General features: G+C 66.0%; 14 protein-coding genes, 3 rRNA genes and 1 pseudogene. 5 read left to right on the forward strand and 13 right to left on the reverse strand.

What is annotated here, in order from left to right; translation table 11 throughout:
- Window positions 1–5 precede the first annotated feature (5 nt).
- Window positions 6–314 (reverse strand): hypothetical protein, encoded by a 309-nt coding sequence (locus OOK07_RS08985; RefSeq protein WP_266678567.1) that lies wholly within the window; start codon window positions 312–314, stop codon window positions 6–8.
- A 42-nt stretch (window positions 315–356) separates the two neighbouring features.
- Here OOK07_RS08985 and OOK07_RS08990 point away from each other — a divergent pair, with 42 nt between their 5' ends.
- Window positions 357–704, forward strand: coding sequence for an SCP2 sterol-binding domain-containing protein (locus tag OOK07_RS08990; protein WP_266678569.1), 348 nt, complete (start codon window positions 357–359; stop codon window positions 702–704).
- Here the strand turns inward: OOK07_RS08990 and OOK07_RS08995 are convergent.
- The 4 genes from OOK07_RS08995 to OOK07_RS09010 form a co-directional block, all read right to left on the reverse strand.
- Window positions 688–1,524, reverse strand: coding sequence for an ABC transporter ATP-binding protein (locus OOK07_RS08995; RefSeq protein WP_266678571.1), 837 nt, complete (start codon window positions 1,522–1,524; stop codon window positions 688–690). The two genes, OOK07_RS08990 and OOK07_RS08995, sit on opposite strands and share 17 nt — an antisense overlap.
- Window positions 1,525–1,605: 81 nt before the next feature.
- A complete protein-coding gene (locus OOK07_RS09000; protein WP_266795851.1) occupies window positions 1,606–2,676 on the reverse strand; it encodes a FecCD family ABC transporter permease in 1,071 nt (356 codons plus the stop codon).
- Window positions 2,673–3,716 (reverse strand): FecCD family ABC transporter permease, encoded by a 1,044-nt coding sequence (locus OOK07_RS09005; RefSeq protein WP_266795852.1) that lies wholly within the window; start codon window positions 3,714–3,716, stop codon window positions 2,673–2,675. Before OOK07_RS09005 ends, OOK07_RS09000 begins: the two co-directional genes overlap by 4 nt.
- A 105-nt stretch (window positions 3,717–3,821) precedes the next feature.
- Window positions 3,822–4,850: an HAD hydrolase-like protein gene (locus OOK07_RS09010; protein WP_266795853.1), complete on the reverse strand. Its 1,029-nt coding sequence runs from the start codon at window positions 4,848–4,850 to the stop codon at window positions 3,822–3,824.
- Window positions 4,851–4,922: 72 nt separating this feature from the next.
- Between OOK07_RS09010 and OOK07_RS09015 the strand changes: the two genes are divergently transcribed.
- Window positions 4,923–6,215: a DUF1015 domain-containing protein gene (locus tag OOK07_RS09015; protein ID WP_266795855.1), complete on the forward strand. Its 1,293-nt coding sequence runs from the start codon at window positions 4,923–4,925 to the stop codon at window positions 6,213–6,215.
- Between the two features lie 46 nt (window positions 6,216–6,261).
- Here the strand turns inward: OOK07_RS09015 and OOK07_RS09020 are convergent, their stop codons facing one another.
- From OOK07_RS09020 to OOK07_RS09045, 6 genes and pseudogenes are all read right to left on the reverse strand, one after another.
- Window positions 6,262–7,011 (reverse strand): tetratricopeptide repeat protein, encoded by a 750-nt coding sequence (locus OOK07_RS09020; RefSeq protein ID WP_266801916.1) that lies wholly within the window; start codon window positions 7,009–7,011, stop codon window positions 6,262–6,264.
- A 162-nt stretch (window positions 7,012–7,173) separates the two neighbouring features.
- A pseudogene (locus OOK07_RS43640) lies at window positions 7,174–7,788 on the reverse strand (DEAD/DEAH box helicase); the annotation flags it as partial.
- 668 nt (window positions 7,789–8,456) lie between these two features.
- Window positions 8,457–8,573 (reverse strand): 5S ribosomal RNA (rrf, locus tag OOK07_RS09030).
- Between the two features lie 103 nt (window positions 8,574–8,676).
- Window positions 8,677–11,793, reverse strand: a 23S ribosomal RNA gene (locus tag OOK07_RS09035).
- Between the two features lie 317 nt (window positions 11,794–12,110).
- A 16S ribosomal RNA gene (locus OOK07_RS09040) occupies window positions 12,111–13,636 on the reverse strand.
- The 16S, 23S and 5S rRNA genes sit together here, the layout of an rRNA operon.
- A 578-nt stretch (window positions 13,637–14,214) precedes the next feature.
- Window positions 14,215–14,856 (reverse strand): DNA-3-methyladenine glycosylase, encoded by a 642-nt coding sequence (locus OOK07_RS09045; RefSeq protein WP_266795856.1) that lies wholly within the window; start codon window positions 14,854–14,856, stop codon window positions 14,215–14,217.
- Window positions 14,857–14,994: 138 nt separating this feature from the next.
- Between OOK07_RS09045 and OOK07_RS09050 the strand changes: the two genes are divergently transcribed.
- From OOK07_RS09050 to OOK07_RS09060, 3 genes are all read left to right on the forward strand, one after another.
- Complete coding sequence (locus OOK07_RS09050) at window positions 14,995–15,777, forward strand: sporulation protein (RefSeq protein ID WP_266795857.1); 783 nt, start codon at window positions 14,995–14,997, stop codon at window positions 15,775–15,777.
- Window positions 15,778–15,820: 43 nt separating this feature from the next.
- Window positions 15,821–16,360, forward strand: a complete 540-nt coding sequence (locus OOK07_RS09055; protein ID WP_266678585.1) for a YbhB/YbcL family Raf kinase inhibitor-like protein — start codon at window positions 15,821–15,823, stop codon at window positions 16,358–16,360.
- 155 nt (window positions 16,361–16,515) lie between these two features.
- The gene (locus tag OOK07_RS09060) at window positions 16,516–17,022 is read left to right on the forward strand and encodes an HNH endonuclease (RefSeq protein ID WP_266678587.1); all 507 of its coding nucleotides are present in this window, start codon (window positions 16,516–16,518) and stop codon (window positions 17,020–17,022) included.
- A 73-nt stretch (window positions 17,023–17,095) separates the two neighbouring features.
- Here the strand turns inward: OOK07_RS09060 and OOK07_RS09065 are convergent, their stop codons facing one another.
- Both OOK07_RS09065 and OOK07_RS09070 read right to left on the reverse strand, forming a co-directional pair.
- A complete protein-coding gene (locus OOK07_RS09065; RefSeq protein WP_266678589.1) occupies window positions 17,096–18,052 on the reverse strand; it encodes an SPFH domain-containing protein in 957 nt (318 codons plus the stop codon).
- 131 nt (window positions 18,053–18,183) lie between these two features.
- Window positions 18,184–18,615 (reverse strand): NfeD family protein, encoded by a 432-nt coding sequence (locus OOK07_RS09070; protein ID WP_266585641.1) that lies wholly within the window; start codon window positions 18,613–18,615, stop codon window positions 18,184–18,186.
- Between the last annotated feature and the right edge of the window lie 17 nt (window positions 18,616–18,632).

The following is an 18,632-nucleotide window of genomic DNA, read 5'->3' on the forward strand; positions in this document are numbered from 1 at the left end:
TCGGTTCAGCTCCTCTTTCCGTACGAGGGCGAAGGCGTCCTCGTGTCATACGTCGGTGAGGGCGCCGGAGGTCCCGGGCGGGCGTCGAGCGCGGTGAGCGCGTCGCGCAGCCCCCGGTGTACATCCTCGTACACCTCGAGATGTCCGTCGGTGGCGAGGTGGTCGGCGTCGGTGAGCCGCTCAAGCTGGGCGTCCACGTCGGCGTTACCGGTGGGAGTCCGGGGCACGTTCAGCGGGGCGGGGGCGGCAGGGTCGTACACGGGTTCGACCACCGGCTCCTGGGGAGCCTCGCTCTCCGGCACTGTGTCGCTCATGCCCAGACGCTACCCCGAAGCCCTGGGGTACCGTCGATCGCGATGGCCACGATCGAGGAGTGCCGCGCCGCACTCGAAAAGCTCTCGGACAACATGCAGCACGCCGAAGGGGACGTCCGCACGGCCGCTGCCCTGGACCGCTCGGTGAGCTGCCGGATCACCGACCTGGACGTCACCTTCATGGGCCGGCTCACCGGCGGCCGGATCGTGGTGCACGACACGATCCAGGGGCCACCACCCGAAAAGGCCCAGATCAGGCTGACCATGGCGGGCGACGACCTGGTGGCGCTGGTCGACGGCGAGCTGAACTTCGCCAAGGCCTGGGGCTCGGGCCGGGTGAAACTGGAGGCCGGCCTGCGCGACCTGCTCCAGCTCAGAAAGCTTCTGTAGCAGTCATCTTCCTGCGGTCGGCCCTCGCCTCAGTCCGCGAACTCCGCGCCGCCGGCACCACCAGCGGTGTCCCCGTCTCCGGGTCGTCGATGACCTGGCAGCGCAGCCCGAAGACCTCCTCGACCAGTGCGGCCGTGACGATGTCGTTCGGCGTGCCCTCGGCGATGATCCGCCCCTCGCGCAGCGCGATCAGGTGGGTGGCGTACCGGGCGGCGTGGTTGAGGTCGTGCAGCACGGCGACCAGCGTGCGCCCCTCTTCCTCGTGCAGCTCGGCGCACAGGTCGAGGACGTCGATCTGGTGCTGGATGTCGAGGTAGGTCGTCGGCTCGTCGAGCAGCAGCAGCGGGGTCTGCTGGGCGAGCGCCATGGCGATCCACACGCGCTGCCGCTGTCCTCCCGACAGTTCGTCGACATATCGATCGGCGAGTTCGGCGACCCCGGTCCGCGCCATCGACTCCTGCACCACCCGCTCGTCCTCCGCCGACCACTGGCGCAGAATGCCCTGGTGCGGGTACCTGCCACGGCCCACCAGGTCGGCGACGGTGATCCCGTCGGGCGCGATCGACGACTGCGGCAGCAGGCCCAGCGTCCGCGCGACCTTCTTCGCCGGCATCGACTGGATGACCTGCCCGTCGAGCAGCACCCGGCCCCGGCTCGGCTTCAGCATCCGCGAAAGGGCACGCAGCAGCGTCGACTTGCCGCACGCGTTGGGACCGACGATCACGGTGAACGAGTGGTCAGGAATCTCCACCGCTAGCTGCTCCGCGATGACCCGCTGGTCGTAGGCGAGGGTGACGTTCTCGGCGGACAGACGGTTCACGGTGCTCCTTTGGTTGTTCGGCCCGCTTGGTTGTTCGGCCCGCTTGGTTGTTCGGCCCGCTGCCGGTGGTGGCGTGGGCGCTCATATCCGGCCCGCCCCGCGCTCGGTGACCAGCAGACACAGCAGGTAGACGCCGCCGAGCACTCCGGTGACCACGCCCACGGGCAGCTGGTCGGCGCCGAAGACGCGCTGCGAGGCCCAGTCGGCGGTGACCAGGAGGGCGGCGCCCATGCAGAGGGACGACAACAGGTGGGGGCCGGGCGCGGGGGTACCTCCCGCGCCCTTGAGGCAGCGGGGGAAGGCCAGGCGGCGGGCGAGCTGCGGCGCGGTGAGGGCCACGAAGCTGACGGGGCCCGCGGCGGCGGTGGCGGCTGCGGTGAGCAGGACGGCGGCCACCATCAGCAGCCCCCGTAGGCGCTCCACGCGCACCCCGAGGGCGTTCGCGACGTCGTCGCCCATCTCCATCATTCGCAGCCCGCGCGCGTTGGCGAGCACGAGCGGTACGAGCACGGCGCACAGCCCGAGCAGCGGCCAGACCTGGTCCCAGTCGCGGCCGCTGAGGGACCCGGTCATCCAGACGACCGCGCGGGTGGCGTCGACGATGTCGGAGACGGTGAGCAGATAGCCGTTGACCGCCGTGAGGATCGCGGAGACGCCGATACCGACCAGGACCAGTCGGTAACCGTGCACGCCCTGCTTCCAGGCGAGCAGATGGATGGCGAGTCCGGTCGCCAGACCGCCCACGAGCGCACCCAGGGTGACCTGGGCGGCGGTTCCGGAGAACAGCACGATCACCACGAGCGCCCCGGCCGTCGCCCCCTGCCCGAGTCCGAGCACGTCCGGGCTGCCCAGCGGATTACGGGTGAGGGCCTGGAACAGCGCACCGCCGAGCCCCAGAGAGGCGCCGGCCAGCAGCCCGACCAGCACGCGCGGCAGGCGCAGCTCGTTGACGACGAACTCCTGCCCCGCGTCTCCGTTCCCGGCCAGCGTCTTCAGTACGTCGCCCGCCGGGATCGGGAAGTCGCCGGTGCCGATCAGCGCGACGCTCGCGGCGAGCGCGGCAAGCAGCAGCAGACCGACGACGGTGACGGCCCGGACGTCCAGGCGCACGGACAGCCCGCCCGGCGCCCTCACCACACGGTTGGCCCTCACACCTGCGCCGTCCTTCGCCGTCGTACCAGAAAGATGAAGACCGGCCCGCCGATGAGCGCGGTGACGATGCCGGCCTGCAGCTCCGAGGGGCGGGCGACGACCCGGCCGATCACATCGGCCCCGAGCAGCAGCACGGGCGACAGGATCGTGGCGTACGGCAGGATCCAGCGCAGGTCGGGGCCGGTGAAGGACCGTACGACGTGCGGGACCATCAGACCCACGAAGGCGATCGGCCCGCAGGCGGCGGTCGCCGCCCCGCTCAGCACGGTCGCGGCGAGCATGGACAGCGCCCGGGTGCGGTTCAGGTTCGCGCCGAGCGCCTTGGCGGTGTCGTCGCCCATGGCCACCGCGTTGAGCGGCCGGGCCAGCGCGAGGGCGAGGACCGTGCCGACCGCGAGGAACGGCAGCACCTGCAGGATCGTCGAGTTGGTCGCCGAGGACAGTGAACCGACCGTCCAGAAGCGCATCTTGCCGAGCGCCGCCTGGTCCGTGATCATCACGGCCTGCAGATAGCCGTAGAGCGCGGCACTGATCGCGGTACCGGCGAGCGCGAGCCGCACGGGCGTCGCACCCCGGCTGCCGCCGAGGAACCAGACCAGCGCTCCTACGGCGGCCGCTCCGAGGAAGGCGAACCAGACGTAGCCGTTGAGGCTCGTGACACCGAAGCAGGTCATCGCCGTGACGACCGCGGCCGACGCGCCCGCGTTGACGCCGAGCAGCCCCGGATCGGCGAGCGGATTGCGGGTGAGTGCCTGGAGCACCGCCCCGGAGAGGCCGAGCGCCGCGCCGGCGAGCAGGCCGAGGACGGTCCGCGACAGCCGCTCGCCGACCACGACGTCGCCGTAGGTCCCCGTGTCCTGGAACAGCCCGTGCCAGACCTGCTCCGGGGAGAGCTCTTTCGCGCCGATCGCGATGCTCGTCAGGGCGACGAGCACCAGGACGGCGACGGGCACGAGAAGCCCAATGGCACGTATCGCCCGGCGGGTTGGGGGCGCGGGGGCGGTCTCCGCGCACTGTTCGGGAGGACTGTCGACCAACACCTAATTAGGTTAGCCTACCCTTACATTCACCCTTGACCCTACCCCTTGTCTCGGCGGCCATGCGATGCACAGGTTCCCTGCTCCCGCCCGGCACCGTGCGTCGGCTCACAACCCCAGCCGCGCCAGCGCCTTCGCCGCATCCAGCTTGCACACACCCTCACCCGCCGCCGTCCAGGCCGCCGCGCACAACGCCCGCAGTCCGTCCAGGGCTTCACCGTCACCGTCCAGCTCAAGCCGGTCCGTGCCCGCCGTCGCCGTCCAGCCGCCGCACCGGAATCCCTCTCCCGTCTCGCTGACCTCGGACTGTCCCGTCAGCATCCCGCGCAGATCGGCGTCGACATACGTCGGCCGGTGCTGCGGCGGTGCGGCGAGCAGCCGCGCGCCGTCGGTGACGCCGGTGAGAACGAGCAGCGAGTCCACCTCCCCGTTGAACGCGCCCTCGATGTCCGTGTCCAGGCGGTCCCCGACCACCAGCGGTCGCTCGGCACCGGTCCGCAGGATCGTCTCGCGGTGCATGGGCGGCAACGGCTTACCCGCGACCTGCGGTTCGGCACCGGTCGCAATCCGTACGACCTCCACCGCCGCGCCGTTTCCCGGCGCGATCCCGCGCGCGCCCGGAATCGTCAGGTCGGTGTTGGACGCGTACCAGGGCACCCCGCGCGCGATGGCGAAGCAGGCCTCCGCGAACCGGGCCCACCGCAAGTCGGGCCCGCCGTACCCCTGCACGACCGCCACCGGATCGTCGTCCGCCGACTCGACGGGCTCAAGCCCCCGCTCCGCCAGCGCGACCCGCAGCCCCTCCCCGCCGATCACCAGCACGCGTGCCCCCGCCGGCACCTGCTCGCTGATCAGCCGGGCGACCGCCTGCGCGGAGGTGATGACGTCATCGGCGCCAGTCGGTATCCCCAGCTCGGTCAAGTGACCGGCCACCGCGTCCGGCGTCCTCAGCGCGTTGTTGGTGACGTACGCGAGACGCATCCCGCCCGCCCGGGCGGTGGCCAGCGACTCGACCGCGTGCGCGATGGCATTGCCCCCGGCGTACACCACCCCGTCCAGATCGAGCAGCGCCGTGTCGTACGCCTCGCTCAGGGCCTGGCCACTGCCCTCGGGCCTCGTCCTGACGCTCTGGCTCATTCCACATCGCTCCTCGCTCGACGGCTTTCCCTCGATCATCCCTCACGCCTCTGACACACGTACGATGCCGGGATGAAGACAGCGGGTCACTCGGAACCAACGGCGCGCCGAGGCCTGGAACTCACCCCGTTCCGAGGCCTTCGCTACGACCCCGACCGGGTCGGCAGCCTGGCCGCTGTGACGTCCCCTCCTTACGATGTCGTCGTACGCCCCGACGGCCTGCACCACCTCCAGTCCGCCGACCCGTACAACATCGTCCGCCTGATCCTGCCGCAGGCCACCACGCCCACCGCGCGCAACGAACAGGCCGCCGACACCCTGCGCCGCTGGCTGTCGGAGGGCGTACTGGCCGCGGACTCACAACCGGGCCTGTACGTCTACGAGCAGCAGGACGGGGACGGAATGCTGCAGCGCGGCATCATCGGCGCCCTGCGCGTCTCGGACCCTTCGGAGGGCGTGGTGTTGCCGCACGAGGACGTCATGCCGCATGTGGTCGCCGACCGCGCTGCGCTGATGCGCGCCACCTCCGCGAACCTCGAACCATTGCTCCTGACCTACCGTGGCAACGGCTCGGCGTCGGCCGCGAGAGACGTCGTGGAACAGGTCACCGACCGGCCCCCGCTCCTGGCCACCACCACGGAGGACGGTTTCAGCCACCGCCTGTGGTCGGTCACCGACCCGGCCGACCTCGACCGCATCCAGTCCGACCTGGCCCAGCACCAGGCGCTGATCGCCGACGGCCACCACCGCTGGGCGACGTACCGGCGCCTTCGCGGGGAACACACCTCCCCCAGCGCCTGGGACTACGGCCTCGTCCTGCTGGTCGACACGGCCCGCTACCCCCTGCGCGTCCGCGCCATCCACCGCCTCCTGCACGGCCTGCCGGTCGCCGACGCGCTCGCTGCGATGGAGGGCCGATTCCGGATACGGCACCTGCCCGTGCCGCTGCCGGAAGCCCTGGACGCGCTCGCGGACAGCGCCTGCGCGGGCAACGCCTTCCTGCTTGCCGGCGACGGCGCCTTCCACCTGGTCGACCGCCCCGACCCGGACCTCCTGGCCCGTACGATCCCCGCCGACCGCCCCGCCGCCTGGCGCACCCTTGACGCGACGGTCCTGCACTCCACTCTCCTCGACCACATCTGGCACATCCCCGAGGACTCTCCGGCCCACATCGCGTACATCCACGACACGGCGGCCACGGTCGAGAAAGCCGAACGCGACGGCGGTACGGCCGTCCTGATGCACCCGGTGCGCGAGGAGGTCGTCCGCGACCTGGCCCGCCAGGGAGTGACGATGCCCCGCAAGTCGACGTCGTTCGGCCCGAAGCCGGCCTCGGGACTGGTGCTGCGCGCACTCGACCTCTGACATGCGAAAGGGGCGGGACCACGCGGCCCCGCCCCTCAAACCCAGATCAGTCCTTGTCGTCCTCGACCTCGTCCTCGACCTCGACCTCGGCCTCGGCACCGTCGGCCTCGTCGCTCTCCTCGAAGGCGTCGACGAACTCCACACCGTCCAGTTCGGCAAGCCGGTCCGAGGCGTCCGTGCTGCCGTCCTTGTCGGCCTCGACGGCCTTCGCGAACCACTCCCGCGCCTCGTCCTTGCGACCGGCGGCGAGCAGCGCGTCGGCGTAGGCGTACCGCAGCCGCGCGGTCCACGGCTGCAGTGAGTTGGAGGCCAGCTCGGGGCTCTGCAGCGTCACGATGGCCGCGTCGAGCTGCCCCATGTCGCGCCGGGCGCCGGCCGCGACGAGCCGCATCTCGACCTGCCCGGCCTTGTCCAGCTTCTGCACCTCGGGCGCCCCGGCCATGTCCAGCGTCTTCTCCGGCCGCCCCAGCCCACGTTCGCAGTCGGCCATCACGGGCCACAGCTCCGCGCTGCCGGACATGCGCCGCGCGGCCCGGAACTCGGCAAGCGCCTCGGCGTACTTCTGGTTCGCGTACGCGGCGAAGCCACCCGCCTCACGCACCGCGGCGACACGCGACGCCAGACGCAGCGCCACCTTGGAGTAACCGTAGGCACCCTCGGGGTCCTCGTCGATGAGCCGTGCGACCATCACCAGGTTCTTGGCGACATCCTCCGCGAGCCCCTTCGGCAGACTCTGCAGCTCCTGCCGTACGTCCTTGTCGATCTCCTCGCCGGTGACGTCCTCGGGGATGGGCAGCCGCTTGATCGGCTCACGGTCGCGGTCACGATCCCGCTCGTCACGGAACCGGCCGCCACCACCCTGCCGGTCGTCACGCCCCCGGAAGCCTCCGGAACCCCCGGGCCGACCACCGCGGTCGTCACGACGGGGACCGCCGCGTCCACCACGGGCATCGCCCTGCCGGTCGTCCCTACGGCCGTACCCGCCACCACGGTTGTCGTCCCGCCGGAAGCCACCGCGGTCGCTGTCGCGCCGCTCTCCTCGGTCATCACGCCGGAAGGGAGGCCTCTCCCCACGGTCATCACGCCGGAACGAGGGACGCTCGCCACGATCACCACGGTCGTCACGCCGGAAGGGGGGACGCTCGCCACGATCACCACGGTCATCACGGCGGAACGAGGGACGTTCCCCACGGTCACCACGGTCATCACGGCGGAACGAGGGACGTTCCCCACGGTCACCGCGGTCATCACGGCGGAAGGGAGGACGCTCCCCGCGGTCGTCGCGACGCGGCCCACGGTCGGAACCACCACGGTTGTCGTCACGGCGGAAACCGCCACGGTCACCGCGGTCATCACTGCGACGGTCGTCCCTACGGCCGTACCCGCCACCACGGTTGTCGTCCCGCCGGAAGCCACCGCGGTCGCTGTCGCGCCGCTCTCCTCGGTCATCACGCCGGAAGGGAGGCCTCTCCCCACGGTCATCACGGCGGAACGAGGGACGCTCGCCGCGATCACCACGGTCGTCACGCCGGAAGGGGGGACGCTCGCCACGGTCACCACGGTCGTCACGCCGGAAGGGGGGACGGTCACCACGGTCACCACGGTCGTCACGCCGGAAGGAGGGACGTTCCCCGCGGTCGTCACGGCGGAAGGGAGGACGCTCCCCGCGGTCGTCGCGACGCGGCCCACGGTCGGAACCACCACGGTTGTCGTCACGGCGGAAACCGCCACGGTCACCGCGGTCATCACTGCGACGGTCGTCACTACGGCCGTACCCGCCACCACGGTTGTCGTCCCGCCGGAAGCCACCGCGGTCGCTGTCTCGCCGCTCTCCTCGGTCATCACGCCGGAAGGGAGGCCTCTCCCCACGGTCGTCGCGACGCGGCCCACGGTCACGGTCGTCGCGCTGGAACGCCGGACGCGCGCCACGGTCGCCCTCACGCCGGTCGTCTCGCCGGCCGTTCCCGCCACCACGGTTGTCACCACCACGGTTGTCGCCGCGACGGTCGTCCCGACGGTAACCCCCACGGTCATCGCGGTCCCCACTGTCCCGTCGCCGCTGGTCGCGCTCCGGTCGGTCGTCGGGAGAGTTGGTGGACATGGGTGACTCCTGTCTTCGGTACCGCAAGTCATTCTCGCGCAGCCGGGTATCCGGCGCGCTTCGGGCTGTGTTTGTTTCAGAAAAAACAAAAGGACCCCTGGTCCCAGCTTGACGCTGGGACCAGGGGTCCTCCAAAGATTGTTCGGCGGCGTCCTACTCTCCCACAGGGTCCCCCCTGCAGTACCATCGGCGCTGTAAGGCTTAGCTTCCGGGTTCGAAATGTAACCGGGCGTTTCCCTCACGCTATAACCACCGAAACCCTAATGGTTTCGAGCGAACAAGCACACTCTTCACTTGTTTATCAGCTCAAAGCCGGCAACAGTCGTTGCCTCAGAACTAACACAGTGGACGCGAGCAACTGAGGACAAGCCCTCGGCCTATTAGTACCGGTCACCTCCACCCATTACTGGGCTTCCAGATCCGGCCTATCAACCCAGTCGTCTACTGGGAGCCTTACCCCATCAAGTGGGTGGGAATACTCATCTCGAAGCAGGCTTCCCGCTTAGATGCTTTCAGCGGTTATCCCTCCCGAACGTAGCCAACCAGCCATGCCCTTGGCAGAACAACTGGCACACCAGAGGTTCGTCCGTCCCGGTCCTCTCGTACTAGGGACAGCCCTTCTCAATATTCCTGCGCGCGCAGCGGATAGGGACCGAACTGTCTCACGACGTTCTAAACCCAGCTCGCGTACCGCTTTAATGGGCGAACAGCCCAACCCTTGGGACCGACTCCAGCCCCAGGATGCGACGAGCCGACATCGAGGTGCCAAACCATCCCGTCGATATGGACTCTTGGGGAAGATCAGCCTGTTATCCCCGGGGTACCTTTTATCCGTTGAGCGACGGCGCTTCCACAAGCCACCGCCGGATCACTAGTCCCGACTTTCGTCCCTGCTCGACCCGTCGGTCTCACAGTCAAGCTCCCTTGTGCACTTACACTCAACACCTGATTGCCAACCAGGCTGAGGGAACCTTTGGGCGCCTCCGTTACTCTTTAGGAGGCAACCGCCCCAGTTAAACTACCCATCAGACACTGTCCCTGATCCGGATCACGGACCCAGGTTAGACATCCAGCACGACCAGACTGGTATTTCAACGACGACTCCCCCTGAACTGGCGTCCAGAGTTCACAGTCTCCCAGCTATCCTACACAAGCCGAACCGAACACCAATATCAAACTGTAGTAAAGGTCCCGGGGTCTTTCCGTCCTGCTGCGCGAAACGAGCATCTTTACTCGTAGTGCAATTTCACCGGGCCTATGGTTGAGACAGTCGAGAAGTCGTTACGCCATTCGTGCAGGTCGGAACTTACCCGACAAGGAATTTCGCTACCTTAGGATGGTTATAGTTACCACCGCCGTTTACTGGCGCTTAAGTTCTCAGCTTCGCACGCCCGAAAGCGCACTAACCGGTCCCCTTAACGTTCCAGCACCGGGCAGGCGTCAGTCCGTATACATCGCCTTACGGCTTCGCACGGACCTGTGTTTTTAGTAAACAGTCGCTTCTCGCTGGTCTCTGCGGCCACCCCCAGCTCATGGAGTAAATCCAATCACCAGTGATGGCCCCCTTCTCCCGAAGTTACGGGGGCATTTTGCCGAGTTCCTTAACCATAGTTCACCCGAACGCCTCGGTATTCTCTACCTGACCACCTGAGTCGGTTTAGGGTACGGGCCGCCATGAAACTCGCTAGAGGCTTTTCTCGACAGCATAGGATCATCCACTTCACCACAATCGGCTCGGCATCAGGTCTCAGCCCCATGTGCGACGGATTTACCTACCGCACGGCCTACACCCTTACCCCGGGACAACCACCGCCCGGGCTGGACTACCTTCCTGCGTCACCCCATCACTCACCTACTACAAGTCTGGTCTATCGGCTCCACCACTTTCCATTCCCCGAAGGGTCCGGAACGGCTTCACGGACTTAGCATCGCCTGATTCAATGTTTGACGCTTCACAGCGGGTACCGGAATATCAACCGGTTATCCATCGACTACGCCTGTCGGCCTCGCCTTAGGTCCCGACTTACCCTGGGCAGATCAGCTTGACCCAGGAACCCTTAGTCAATCGGCGCACACGTTTCTCACGTGTGAATCGCTACTCATGCCTGCATTCTCACTCGTGAACCGTCCACCACTGCCTTCCGGCGCGGCTTCACCCGGCACACGACGCTCCCCTACCCATCACAGCCTCCGTTGGGAGTATTGCTGCAATGACACGACTTCGGCGGTACGCTTGAGCCCCGCTACATTGTCGGCGCGGAATCACTAGACCAGTGAGCTATTACGCACTCTTTCAAGGGTGGCTGCTTCTAAGCCAACCTCCTGGTTGTCTGTGCGACTCCACATCCTTTCCCACTTAGCGTACGCTTAGGGGCCTTAGTCGATGCTCTGGGCTGTTTCCCTCTCGACCATGGAGCTTATCCCCCACAGTCTCACTGCCGCGCTCTCACTTACCGGCATTCGGAGTTTGGCTAAGGTCAGTAACCCGGTAGGGCCCATCGCCTATCCAGTGCTCTACCTCCGGCAAGAAACACACGACGCTGCACCTAAATGCATTTCGGGGAGAACCAGCTATCACGGAGTTTGATTGGCCTTTCACCCCTAACCACAGGTCATCCCCCAGGTTTTCAACCCTGGTGGGTTCGGTCCTCCACGAAGTCTTACCTCCGCTTCAACCTGCCCATGGCTAGATCACTCCGCTTCGGGTCTTGAGCGCGCTACTATACCGCCCTATTCGGACTCGCTTTCGCTACGGCTTCCCCACCCGGGTTAACCTCGCAACACACCGCAAACTCGCAGGCTCATTCTTCAAAAGGCACGCAGTCACGAGAATGTGCAAGCACATTCCGACGCTCCCACGGCTTGTAGGCACACGGTTTCAGGTACTATTTCACTCCGCTCCCGCGGTACTTTTCACCATTCCCTCACGGTACTATCCGCTATCGGTCACCAGGGAATATTTAGGCTTAACGGGTGGTCCCGCCAGATTCACACGGGATTTCTCGGGCCCCGTGCTACTTGGGTGTCTCTCAAACGAGCCGTTGACGTTTCGACTACGGGGGTCTTACCCTCTACGCCGGACCTTTCGCATGTCCTTCGCCTACATCAACGGTTTCTGACTCGTCTCACGGCCGGCAGACCGCAAAAGAGAGATCCCACAACCCCGTATACGCAACCCCTGCCGGGTCTCACACGCATACGGTTTGGCCTCATCCGGTTTCGCTCGCCACTACTCCCGGAATCACGGTTGTTTTCTCTTCCTGCGGGTACTGAGATGTTTCACTTCCCCGCGTTCCCTCCACTTGCCCTATGTGTTCAGGCAAGGGTGACAGCCCATGACGACTGCCGGGTTTCCCCATTCGGACACCCCCGGATCAAAGCCTGGTTGACGACTCCCCGGGGCCTATCGTGGCCTCCCACGTCCTTCATCGGTTCCTGGTGCCAAGGCATCCACCGTGCGCCCTTAAAAACTTGGCCACAGATGCTCGCGTCCACTGTGCAGTTCTCAAACAACGACCAGCCACCCACCACCCCGAACCTAAGTCCGAGTGCACTGGGGCCGGCATCAGAAGGGCAAGCAACGCTCGCACCCTCAGACACCCAACAGCGTGCCCGACCCGACTCCCGCCCGGAGATCATGCTTTCCACACTCCGAAGAGCAGTACTCACAGCCTCCGACCCGAGAACCGGACCGAATAATCAACGTTCCACCCATGAGCAACCAGCACCGGACGTTCGCCGATGAACTGGCCTCTGACCTCACCCCGTGGGGATCGGTAAGAAGTGCTCCTTAGAAAGGAGGTGATCCAGCCGCACCTTCCGGTACGGCTACCTTGTTACGACTTCGTCCCAATCGCCAGTCCCACCTTCGACAGCTCCCTCCCACAAGGGGTTGGGCCACCGGCTTCGGGTGTTACCGACTTTCGTGACGTGACGGGCGGTGTGTACAAGGCCCGGGAACGTATTCACCGCAGCAATGCTGATCTGCGATTACTAGCAACTCCGACTTCATGGGGTCGAGTTGCAGACCCCAATCCGAACTGAGACCGGCTTTTTGAGATTCGCTCCACCTCACGGTATCGCAGCTCATTGTACCGGCCATTGTAGCACGTGTGCAGCCCAAGACATAAGGGGCATGATGACTTGACGTCGTCCCCACCTTCCTCCGAGTTGACCCCGGCGGTCTCCTGTGAGTCCCCATCACCCCGAAGGGCATGCTGGCAACACAGGACAAGGGTTGCGCTCGTTGCGGGACTTAACCCAACATCTCACGACACGAGCTGACGACAGCCATGCACCACCTGTACACCGACCACAAGGGGGGCACCATCTCTGATGCTTTCCGGCGTATGTCAAGCCTTGGTAAGGTTCTTCGCGTTGCGTCGAATTAAGCCACATGCTCCGCTGCTTGTGCGGGCCCCCGTCAATTCCTTTGAGTTTTAGCCTTGCGGCCGTACTCCCCAGGCGGGGAACTTAATGCGTTAGCTGCGGCACCGACGACGTGGAATGTCGCCAACACCTAGTTCCCACCGTTTACGGCGTGGACTACCAGGGTATCTAATCCTGTTCGCTCCCCACGCTTTCGCTCCTCAGCGTCAGTAATGGCCCAGAGATCCGCCTTCGCCACCGGTGTTCCTCCTGATATCTGCGCATTTCACCGCTACACCAGGAATTCCGATCTCCCCTACCACACTCTAGCTAGCCCGTATCGAATGCAGACCCGGGGTTAAGCCCCGGGCTTTCACACCCGACGTGACAAGCCGCCTACGAGCTCTTTACGCCCAATAATTCCGGACAACGCTTGCGCCCTACGTATTACCGCGGCTGCTGGCACGTAGTTAGCCGGCGCTTCTTCTGCAGGTACCGTCACTTTCGCTTCTTCCCTGCTGAAAGAGGTTTACAACCCGAAGGCCGTCATCCCTCACGCGGCGTCGCTGCATCAGGCTTCCGCCCATTGTGCAATATTCCCCACTGCTGCCTCCCGTAGGAGTCTGGGCCGTGTCTCAGTCCCAGTGTGGCCGGTCGCCCTCTCAGGCCGGCTACCCGTCGTCGCCTTGGTGAGCCATTACCTCACCAACAAGCTGATAGGCCGCGGGCTCATCCTTCACCGCCGGAGCTTTCAACCACCACCCATGCGAGTGACAGTGATATCCGGTATTAGACCCCGTTTCCAGGGCTTGTCCCAGAGTGAAGGGCAGATTGCCCACGTGTTACTCACCCGTTCGCCACTAATCCACCCCGAAGGGCTTCATCGTTCGACTTGCATGTGTTAAGCACGCCGCCAGCGTTCGTCCTGAGCCAGGATCAAACTCTCCGTGAATGTTCTCCCGTCATCGGGATGACACCACGAGAGCGGAACAGCCGGGCGGAATAAGCCCAGCCGTTCACAGCGTCCTCGCTGTGTTTTACTTCAAAGGAACCTCGACCACCGGAACAAGTCCGGCGGACGGGGTATCAACATATCTGGCGTTGATTTTTGGCACGCTGTTGAGTTCTCAAGGAACGGACGCTTCCTTTGTACTCACCCTCTCGGGCTTTCCTCCGGGCGCTTCCCTTCGGTCTTGCGTTTCCGACTCTATCAGACCGTTTCCCGATCCGATTTCCTCGGTGCTTTCCAGGATCCCGCTTTCGCGTTTCCCTTTCCGGCGGTCCCGACTCTATCAGATCCTTTCGGGCCTGATTCCCTGTCGGCGGGGCCTTTCGACATTCACCACGTTAGCCGATTCCCTCTGCTACTCATAATCGAGTTCCGCGAGTTGGAATTCAGGCATGCGGGCACGCTGAATTCGCCCCCGCTGAGGGGTGATCGTAGGTAGTGGTTTGGCCGCTTCCGGCTGCTGGCGATTGCCATACCCGGTTCAGCGGCTCGGGCTACATTACGCACCTTCCAAGGGCGAGTCAACTTCGGCGACGCTTCGGGACGTGCGCCCGATAGGGGCTCACCGTGGGGTCGTTGGCGCTCCAGAAGCGCCAGGGGTGGACGCCCCCGACACCGGCCACGCCGGTGCGGGGACCGTTGCGCACCTGGTGGGGGGCGATCGGAGTGCCCGTCAGGATGCGGAGGGGAGTGTCTCCGGAGCTACATGCGTCCGTGCCGTCCAGGTCCCGGCCCACGTCCAGGGCGGTGGCCAGGCGTGCGGGCCCTTTGGCCAGTTCCTTGTCGTTTCGGGCCGAGAGTCGACGTTTACGCGCGAGCTCGGCACCCTCGACGATCTCGCCGGCCCGGAGCAGGACGGCGCTCGCCCGCCCTTCGGGGCCGCACACCAGGTTCATGCAGAACCACATGCCGTAGGTGAAGTAGACGTACACGTGCCCGGGCGGACCGAACATCACGCCGTTGCGGGGCGTGGGGCCGCGATAGGCGTGGGAGCCCGGGTCGTTCGCGCCGTCGTACGCCTCGACCTCCGTGAGGCGCAGGGCGATCGGACCGTCCGGGGTCGTACGCACGAGGAGTCGGCCCAGGAGGTCGGGGGCGACTTCCAGTACGGGGCGGTCGAAGAACTCCCTGGGGAGTGGCATACGGTCCGGTGACGCGATCATGGCGCCCGAGCCTAGTCCAGACGGGTGGGGGCCAAGGGGTGGTCAAGGTTCCGTCTGCTTGCCAGGGTGAGGGCGCGGAACCGGGCGCGCCCGGATCGCGTTTGTAGGGATCAAGGGTCCATACGTAAGAGGAGAGACATGGCGTTCAAGAAGCTGCTCGCGAGCCTGGGGGCCGGCGGGGCTTCGGTCGAGACGGTGCTGACCGAGGTCAACGTCGTTCCGGGCGGCGTCGTCCAGGGCGAGGTGCGGATCCAGGGCGGGTCTGTGAACCAGGAGATCGAGGGCCTGTCGGTGGGCCTGCAGGCGCAGGTCGAGGTCGAGAGCGGCGACCAGGAGTACAAGCAGAACATCGAGTTCACGATGGTGCGGCTCGGTGGCGCCTTCGAGCTGCAGGCCGGGGCCGCGCACGCCATGCCGTTCGGGCTGGAGATCCCCTGGGAGACGCCGGTCACCACGATCGACGGGCAGGCCCTGCGCGGCATGCACATCGGTGTGCGGACCGAGCTGGAGATCGCGCGGGCGGTGGACTCCGGCGACCTGGACCCGATCAACGTGCACCCGCTGCCGGCGCAGAAGGCGATCCTGGACGCCTTCATCCAGCTGGGCTTCCGCTTCAAGAACGCGGACATGGAGCGCGGGCACATCCGGAACACGCGCCAGAAGCTTCCGTTCTACCAGGAGATCGAGTTCTTCCCGCCGTCGCAGTACCGCGGACTGAACCAGGTCGAGTTGAGCTTCGTGGCCGACGAGCACGCGATGGACGTCATCCTGGAGATGGACAAGAAGCCGGGGCTGTTCAGCGAGGGCAGTGACACGTTCCGGTCGTTCCAGGTGGGTCTGCACGACTTCCACGCGACCGACTGGGCGGCGTACCTCAACCAGTGGCTGTCCGAGGTCGGCAGCAAGCGCAGCTGGTTCTAGGCTCGGAACTGCTGATTCCAGTAATCGATCAGGAGGTACCGACGTGACCGAGCTCAAGAGGCGTCCGCTCCCGCATGACTTCCATCCGCCCGTGCCGTCGTTCACGGTCACGAGTGAGGACGTCGAGGAGGGTGCGACGCTCAGGGACGCTCAGGTCTACGCGGGCGGCAACACCTCGCCGCACCTGCGGTGGGAGGGCTTCCCGCCGGAGACCAAGGGCTTCGCCGTGACCTGCTACGACCCGGACGCCCCGACGGGCAGCGGGTTCTGGCACTGGGTCCTGTTCGACATCCCGGCCTCGGTGACCGAGCTTCCGGTGGGCGCGGGCAGTGGCAAGTTCGAGGGACTGCCCGAGGGTGCCGTGCAGGCGCGCAACGACTACGGGAGCAAGGACTTCGGCGGGGCTGCTCCCCCGCCTGGGGACGGGTCGCACCGGTATGTTTTTACCGTGTACGCCGTGGACCAGGAGAAGCTCGGTCCGGATTCCGACGCCTCTCCCGCCGTCGTCGGTTTCAACCTGCGGTTCCACGCGATCGCGCGTGCCCAGCTCATCGGCGCGTACGAGAGTCCCGCGGAGAGCTGAGTAAGCAGAGCGTTCATTGAACGTTTGCCCGCCCCTGGTCATGGAAGTGATCGGGGGCGGGCATTTTTTATTGCGTTGTCCATCTCGGCGTGCCCGGCCAGAGTTGATCCAAGCCCGCCAGAGGGTGGGCCCGGTGCGCATGGGAGGTGGGCTGGATGCGGGACACGCTGGTGCTGAACGCGAGCTTCGAGCCGCTGTCGACGGTGACGTTGAATCGAGCCGTCGTTCTGGTGCTGCAGGACAAGGCCGTTGTCGAGCAGGCCCACCCCGAACTGCGCATGCGCGGAGCCGCGGTCGACATACCCGTGCCCCGGGTGATCCGGCTGTGCAGGTACGTGAGGGTGCCGTTCCGAAGACAAGCTCCGTGGTCGAGGCGGGGTGTGCTGGTCAGGGACCGGCACCGGTGCGCGTACTGCGGTCGCCGGGCGACGACGGTGGACCACGTGGTGCCTCGGGCTCAGGGCGGTAGGGACTCGTGGCTCAACACGGTCGCCTCGTGTGCGGAGGACAACCACCGCAAGGCGGACCGGACTCCGGAGCAGGCGGGGATGCCGCTGCTGCGGCAGCCGTTCGAGCCGACGCCGCAGGATGCGATGCTGCTGACGCTGGGGGCCGAGGACTTTCAGGCGCTGCCGGCTTGGTTGGCTCGGGAGGCCGCTTAAGCGTCAGCCGGGCTACGGCCCCGCGCCCCTCGAAGTGGGGGCGCGGGGTCTGACGTAGTTCTGGAAGGAGCCGTCAGTCGATGGACGGCTTCTCTCGGCGTTCCGAGCCGCCGGAGTTGCCTCCGCCGCCTGAGTTTCCGCCTGAATTACCGCCGAAGGGGCCGAAGTTGCCCATCGCGCCGGACAGTCCCTTGAGTGCGTCGCCGATCTCGCTGGGGACGATCCAGAGCTTGTTGGCGTCTCCCTCGGCGATCTTCGGGAGCATCTGGAGGTACTGGTAGGCGAGCAGCTTCTGGTCGGGGTCGCCGGCGTGGATGGACTCGAAGACCGTACGGATCGCCTGAGCCTCGCCCTCGGCGCGCAGGGCGGCCGCCTTGGCCTCACCCTCGGCGCGCAGGATCTGGGACTGCTTCTCACCTTCGGCGGTGAGGATCGCGGCCTGGCGCGTACCTTCCGCGGTGAGGATCGCGGCGCGCTTGTCACGGTCGGCGCGCATCTGCTTCTCCATCGAGTCCTGGATGGAGGTGGGCGGTTCGATCGCCTTCAGCTCGACGCGGTTGACGCGGATGCCCCACTTGCCGGTGGCCTCGTCGAGGACACCGCGCAGGGCCGCGTTGATCTCCTCGCGGGAGGTCAGGGTCCGCTCCAGGTCCATGCCACCGATGATGTTGCGCAGCGTGGTGACCGTCAACTGCTCAATTGCCTGGATGTAGCTGGCCACTTCGTAAGTGGCGGCCCGGGCGTCGGTCACCTGGTAGTAGATGACCGTGTCGATGTTGACGACAAGGTTGTCCTGGGTGATCACCGGCTGGGGCGGGAACGGCACGACCTGCTCGCGCAGGTCGATGCGGTTGCGGATCGTGTCGATGAACGGGACGACGATGTTGAGGCCCGCGTTGAGTGTCCGCGTATAACGGCCAAAGCGCTCGACGATGGCGGCGCTGGCCTGTGGGATGACTTGGATTGTCCTGATCAGGGCGATGAAGACCAACACCACCAGAATGATCAGGACGATGATGACCGGTTCCATCGTCGTTCCCCGTACCCTTCTCCGCCTCGGCTCTTTCGGAAGATCTTATGGTTGTTGAAGATCTTGCTGGTCGAGTCTGACAGACCGTCGCACAACTCGTGTGCTGTTCGGTTCAGTTGAGTCGTACGAGGTCAGATGACAATCGCGGTGGCCCCTTCGATCTCCACGACATCCACTTCCTGCCCCACTTCGTACGCGCTGTCGGTGTCGAGCGAGCGTGCCGACCAGACCTCGCCGGCCAGCTTGATCCGGCCTCCGGAGCCGTCGACGCGCTCCAGTACGACGGCTTGCTTGCCCTTCAACGCCTCGACGCCTGTGGCGAGTTGAGGGCGTTGTGCACTGTGCCGGGCCGCGATGGGCCGTACGACGGCGATGAGGGCGACCGAGACGGCGACGAAGGCGAGTACCTGGGCCACCGCTCCGAAGCCCAGTCCGGCGATGACGGCGGCGGCGACTGCGCCCACCGCGAGCATGCCGAACTCCGGCATCGCCGTCACCACGAGCGGGATTCCGAGCGCAGCCGCGCCTACGAGCCACCACACCCATGCGTCGATGTCGTTCACATGGTCATGGTAGGACC

Source organism: Streptomyces sp. NBC_00078, assembly GCF_026343335.1.
GTDB lineage: Bacteria > Actinomycetota > Actinomycetes > Streptomycetales > Streptomycetaceae > Streptomyces.

What these genes read in the sequence shown, in the direction of transcription:
- OOK07_RS09050 (WP_266795857.1), top strand. Translation starts at nt 14,995, where the DNA reads ATGGCGTTCAAGAAGCTGCTCGCGAGCCTGGGGGCCGGCGGGGCTTCG.
- OOK07_RS08985 (WP_266678567.1), bottom strand. Translation starts at nt 314, where the DNA reads ATGAGCGACACAGTGCCGGAGAGCGAGGCTCCCCAGGAGCCGGTGGTC.
- OOK07_RS09010 (WP_266795853.1), bottom strand. Translation starts at nt 4,850, where the DNA reads ATGAGCCAGAGCGTCAGGACGAGGCCCGAGGGCAGTGGCCAGGCCCTG.
- OOK07_RS09060 (WP_266678587.1), top strand. Translation starts at nt 16,516, where the DNA reads ATGCGGGACACGCTGGTGCTGAACGCGAGCTTCGAGCCGCTGTCGACG.
- OOK07_RS09065 (WP_266678589.1), bottom strand. Translation starts at nt 18,052, where the DNA reads ATGGAACCGGTCATCATCGTCCTGATCATTCTGGTGGTGTTGGTCTTC.
- OOK07_RS09045 (WP_266795856.1), bottom strand. Translation starts at nt 14,856, where the DNA reads ATGATCGCGTCACCGGACCGTATGCCACTCCCCAGGGAGTTCTTCGAC.
- OOK07_RS08990 (WP_266678569.1), top strand. Translation starts at nt 357, where the DNA reads ATGGCCACGATCGAGGAGTGCCGCGCCGCACTCGAAAAGCTCTCGGAC.
- OOK07_RS09015 (WP_266795855.1), top strand. Translation starts at nt 4,923, where the DNA reads ATGAAGACAGCGGGTCACTCGGAACCAACGGCGCGCCGAGGCCTGGAA.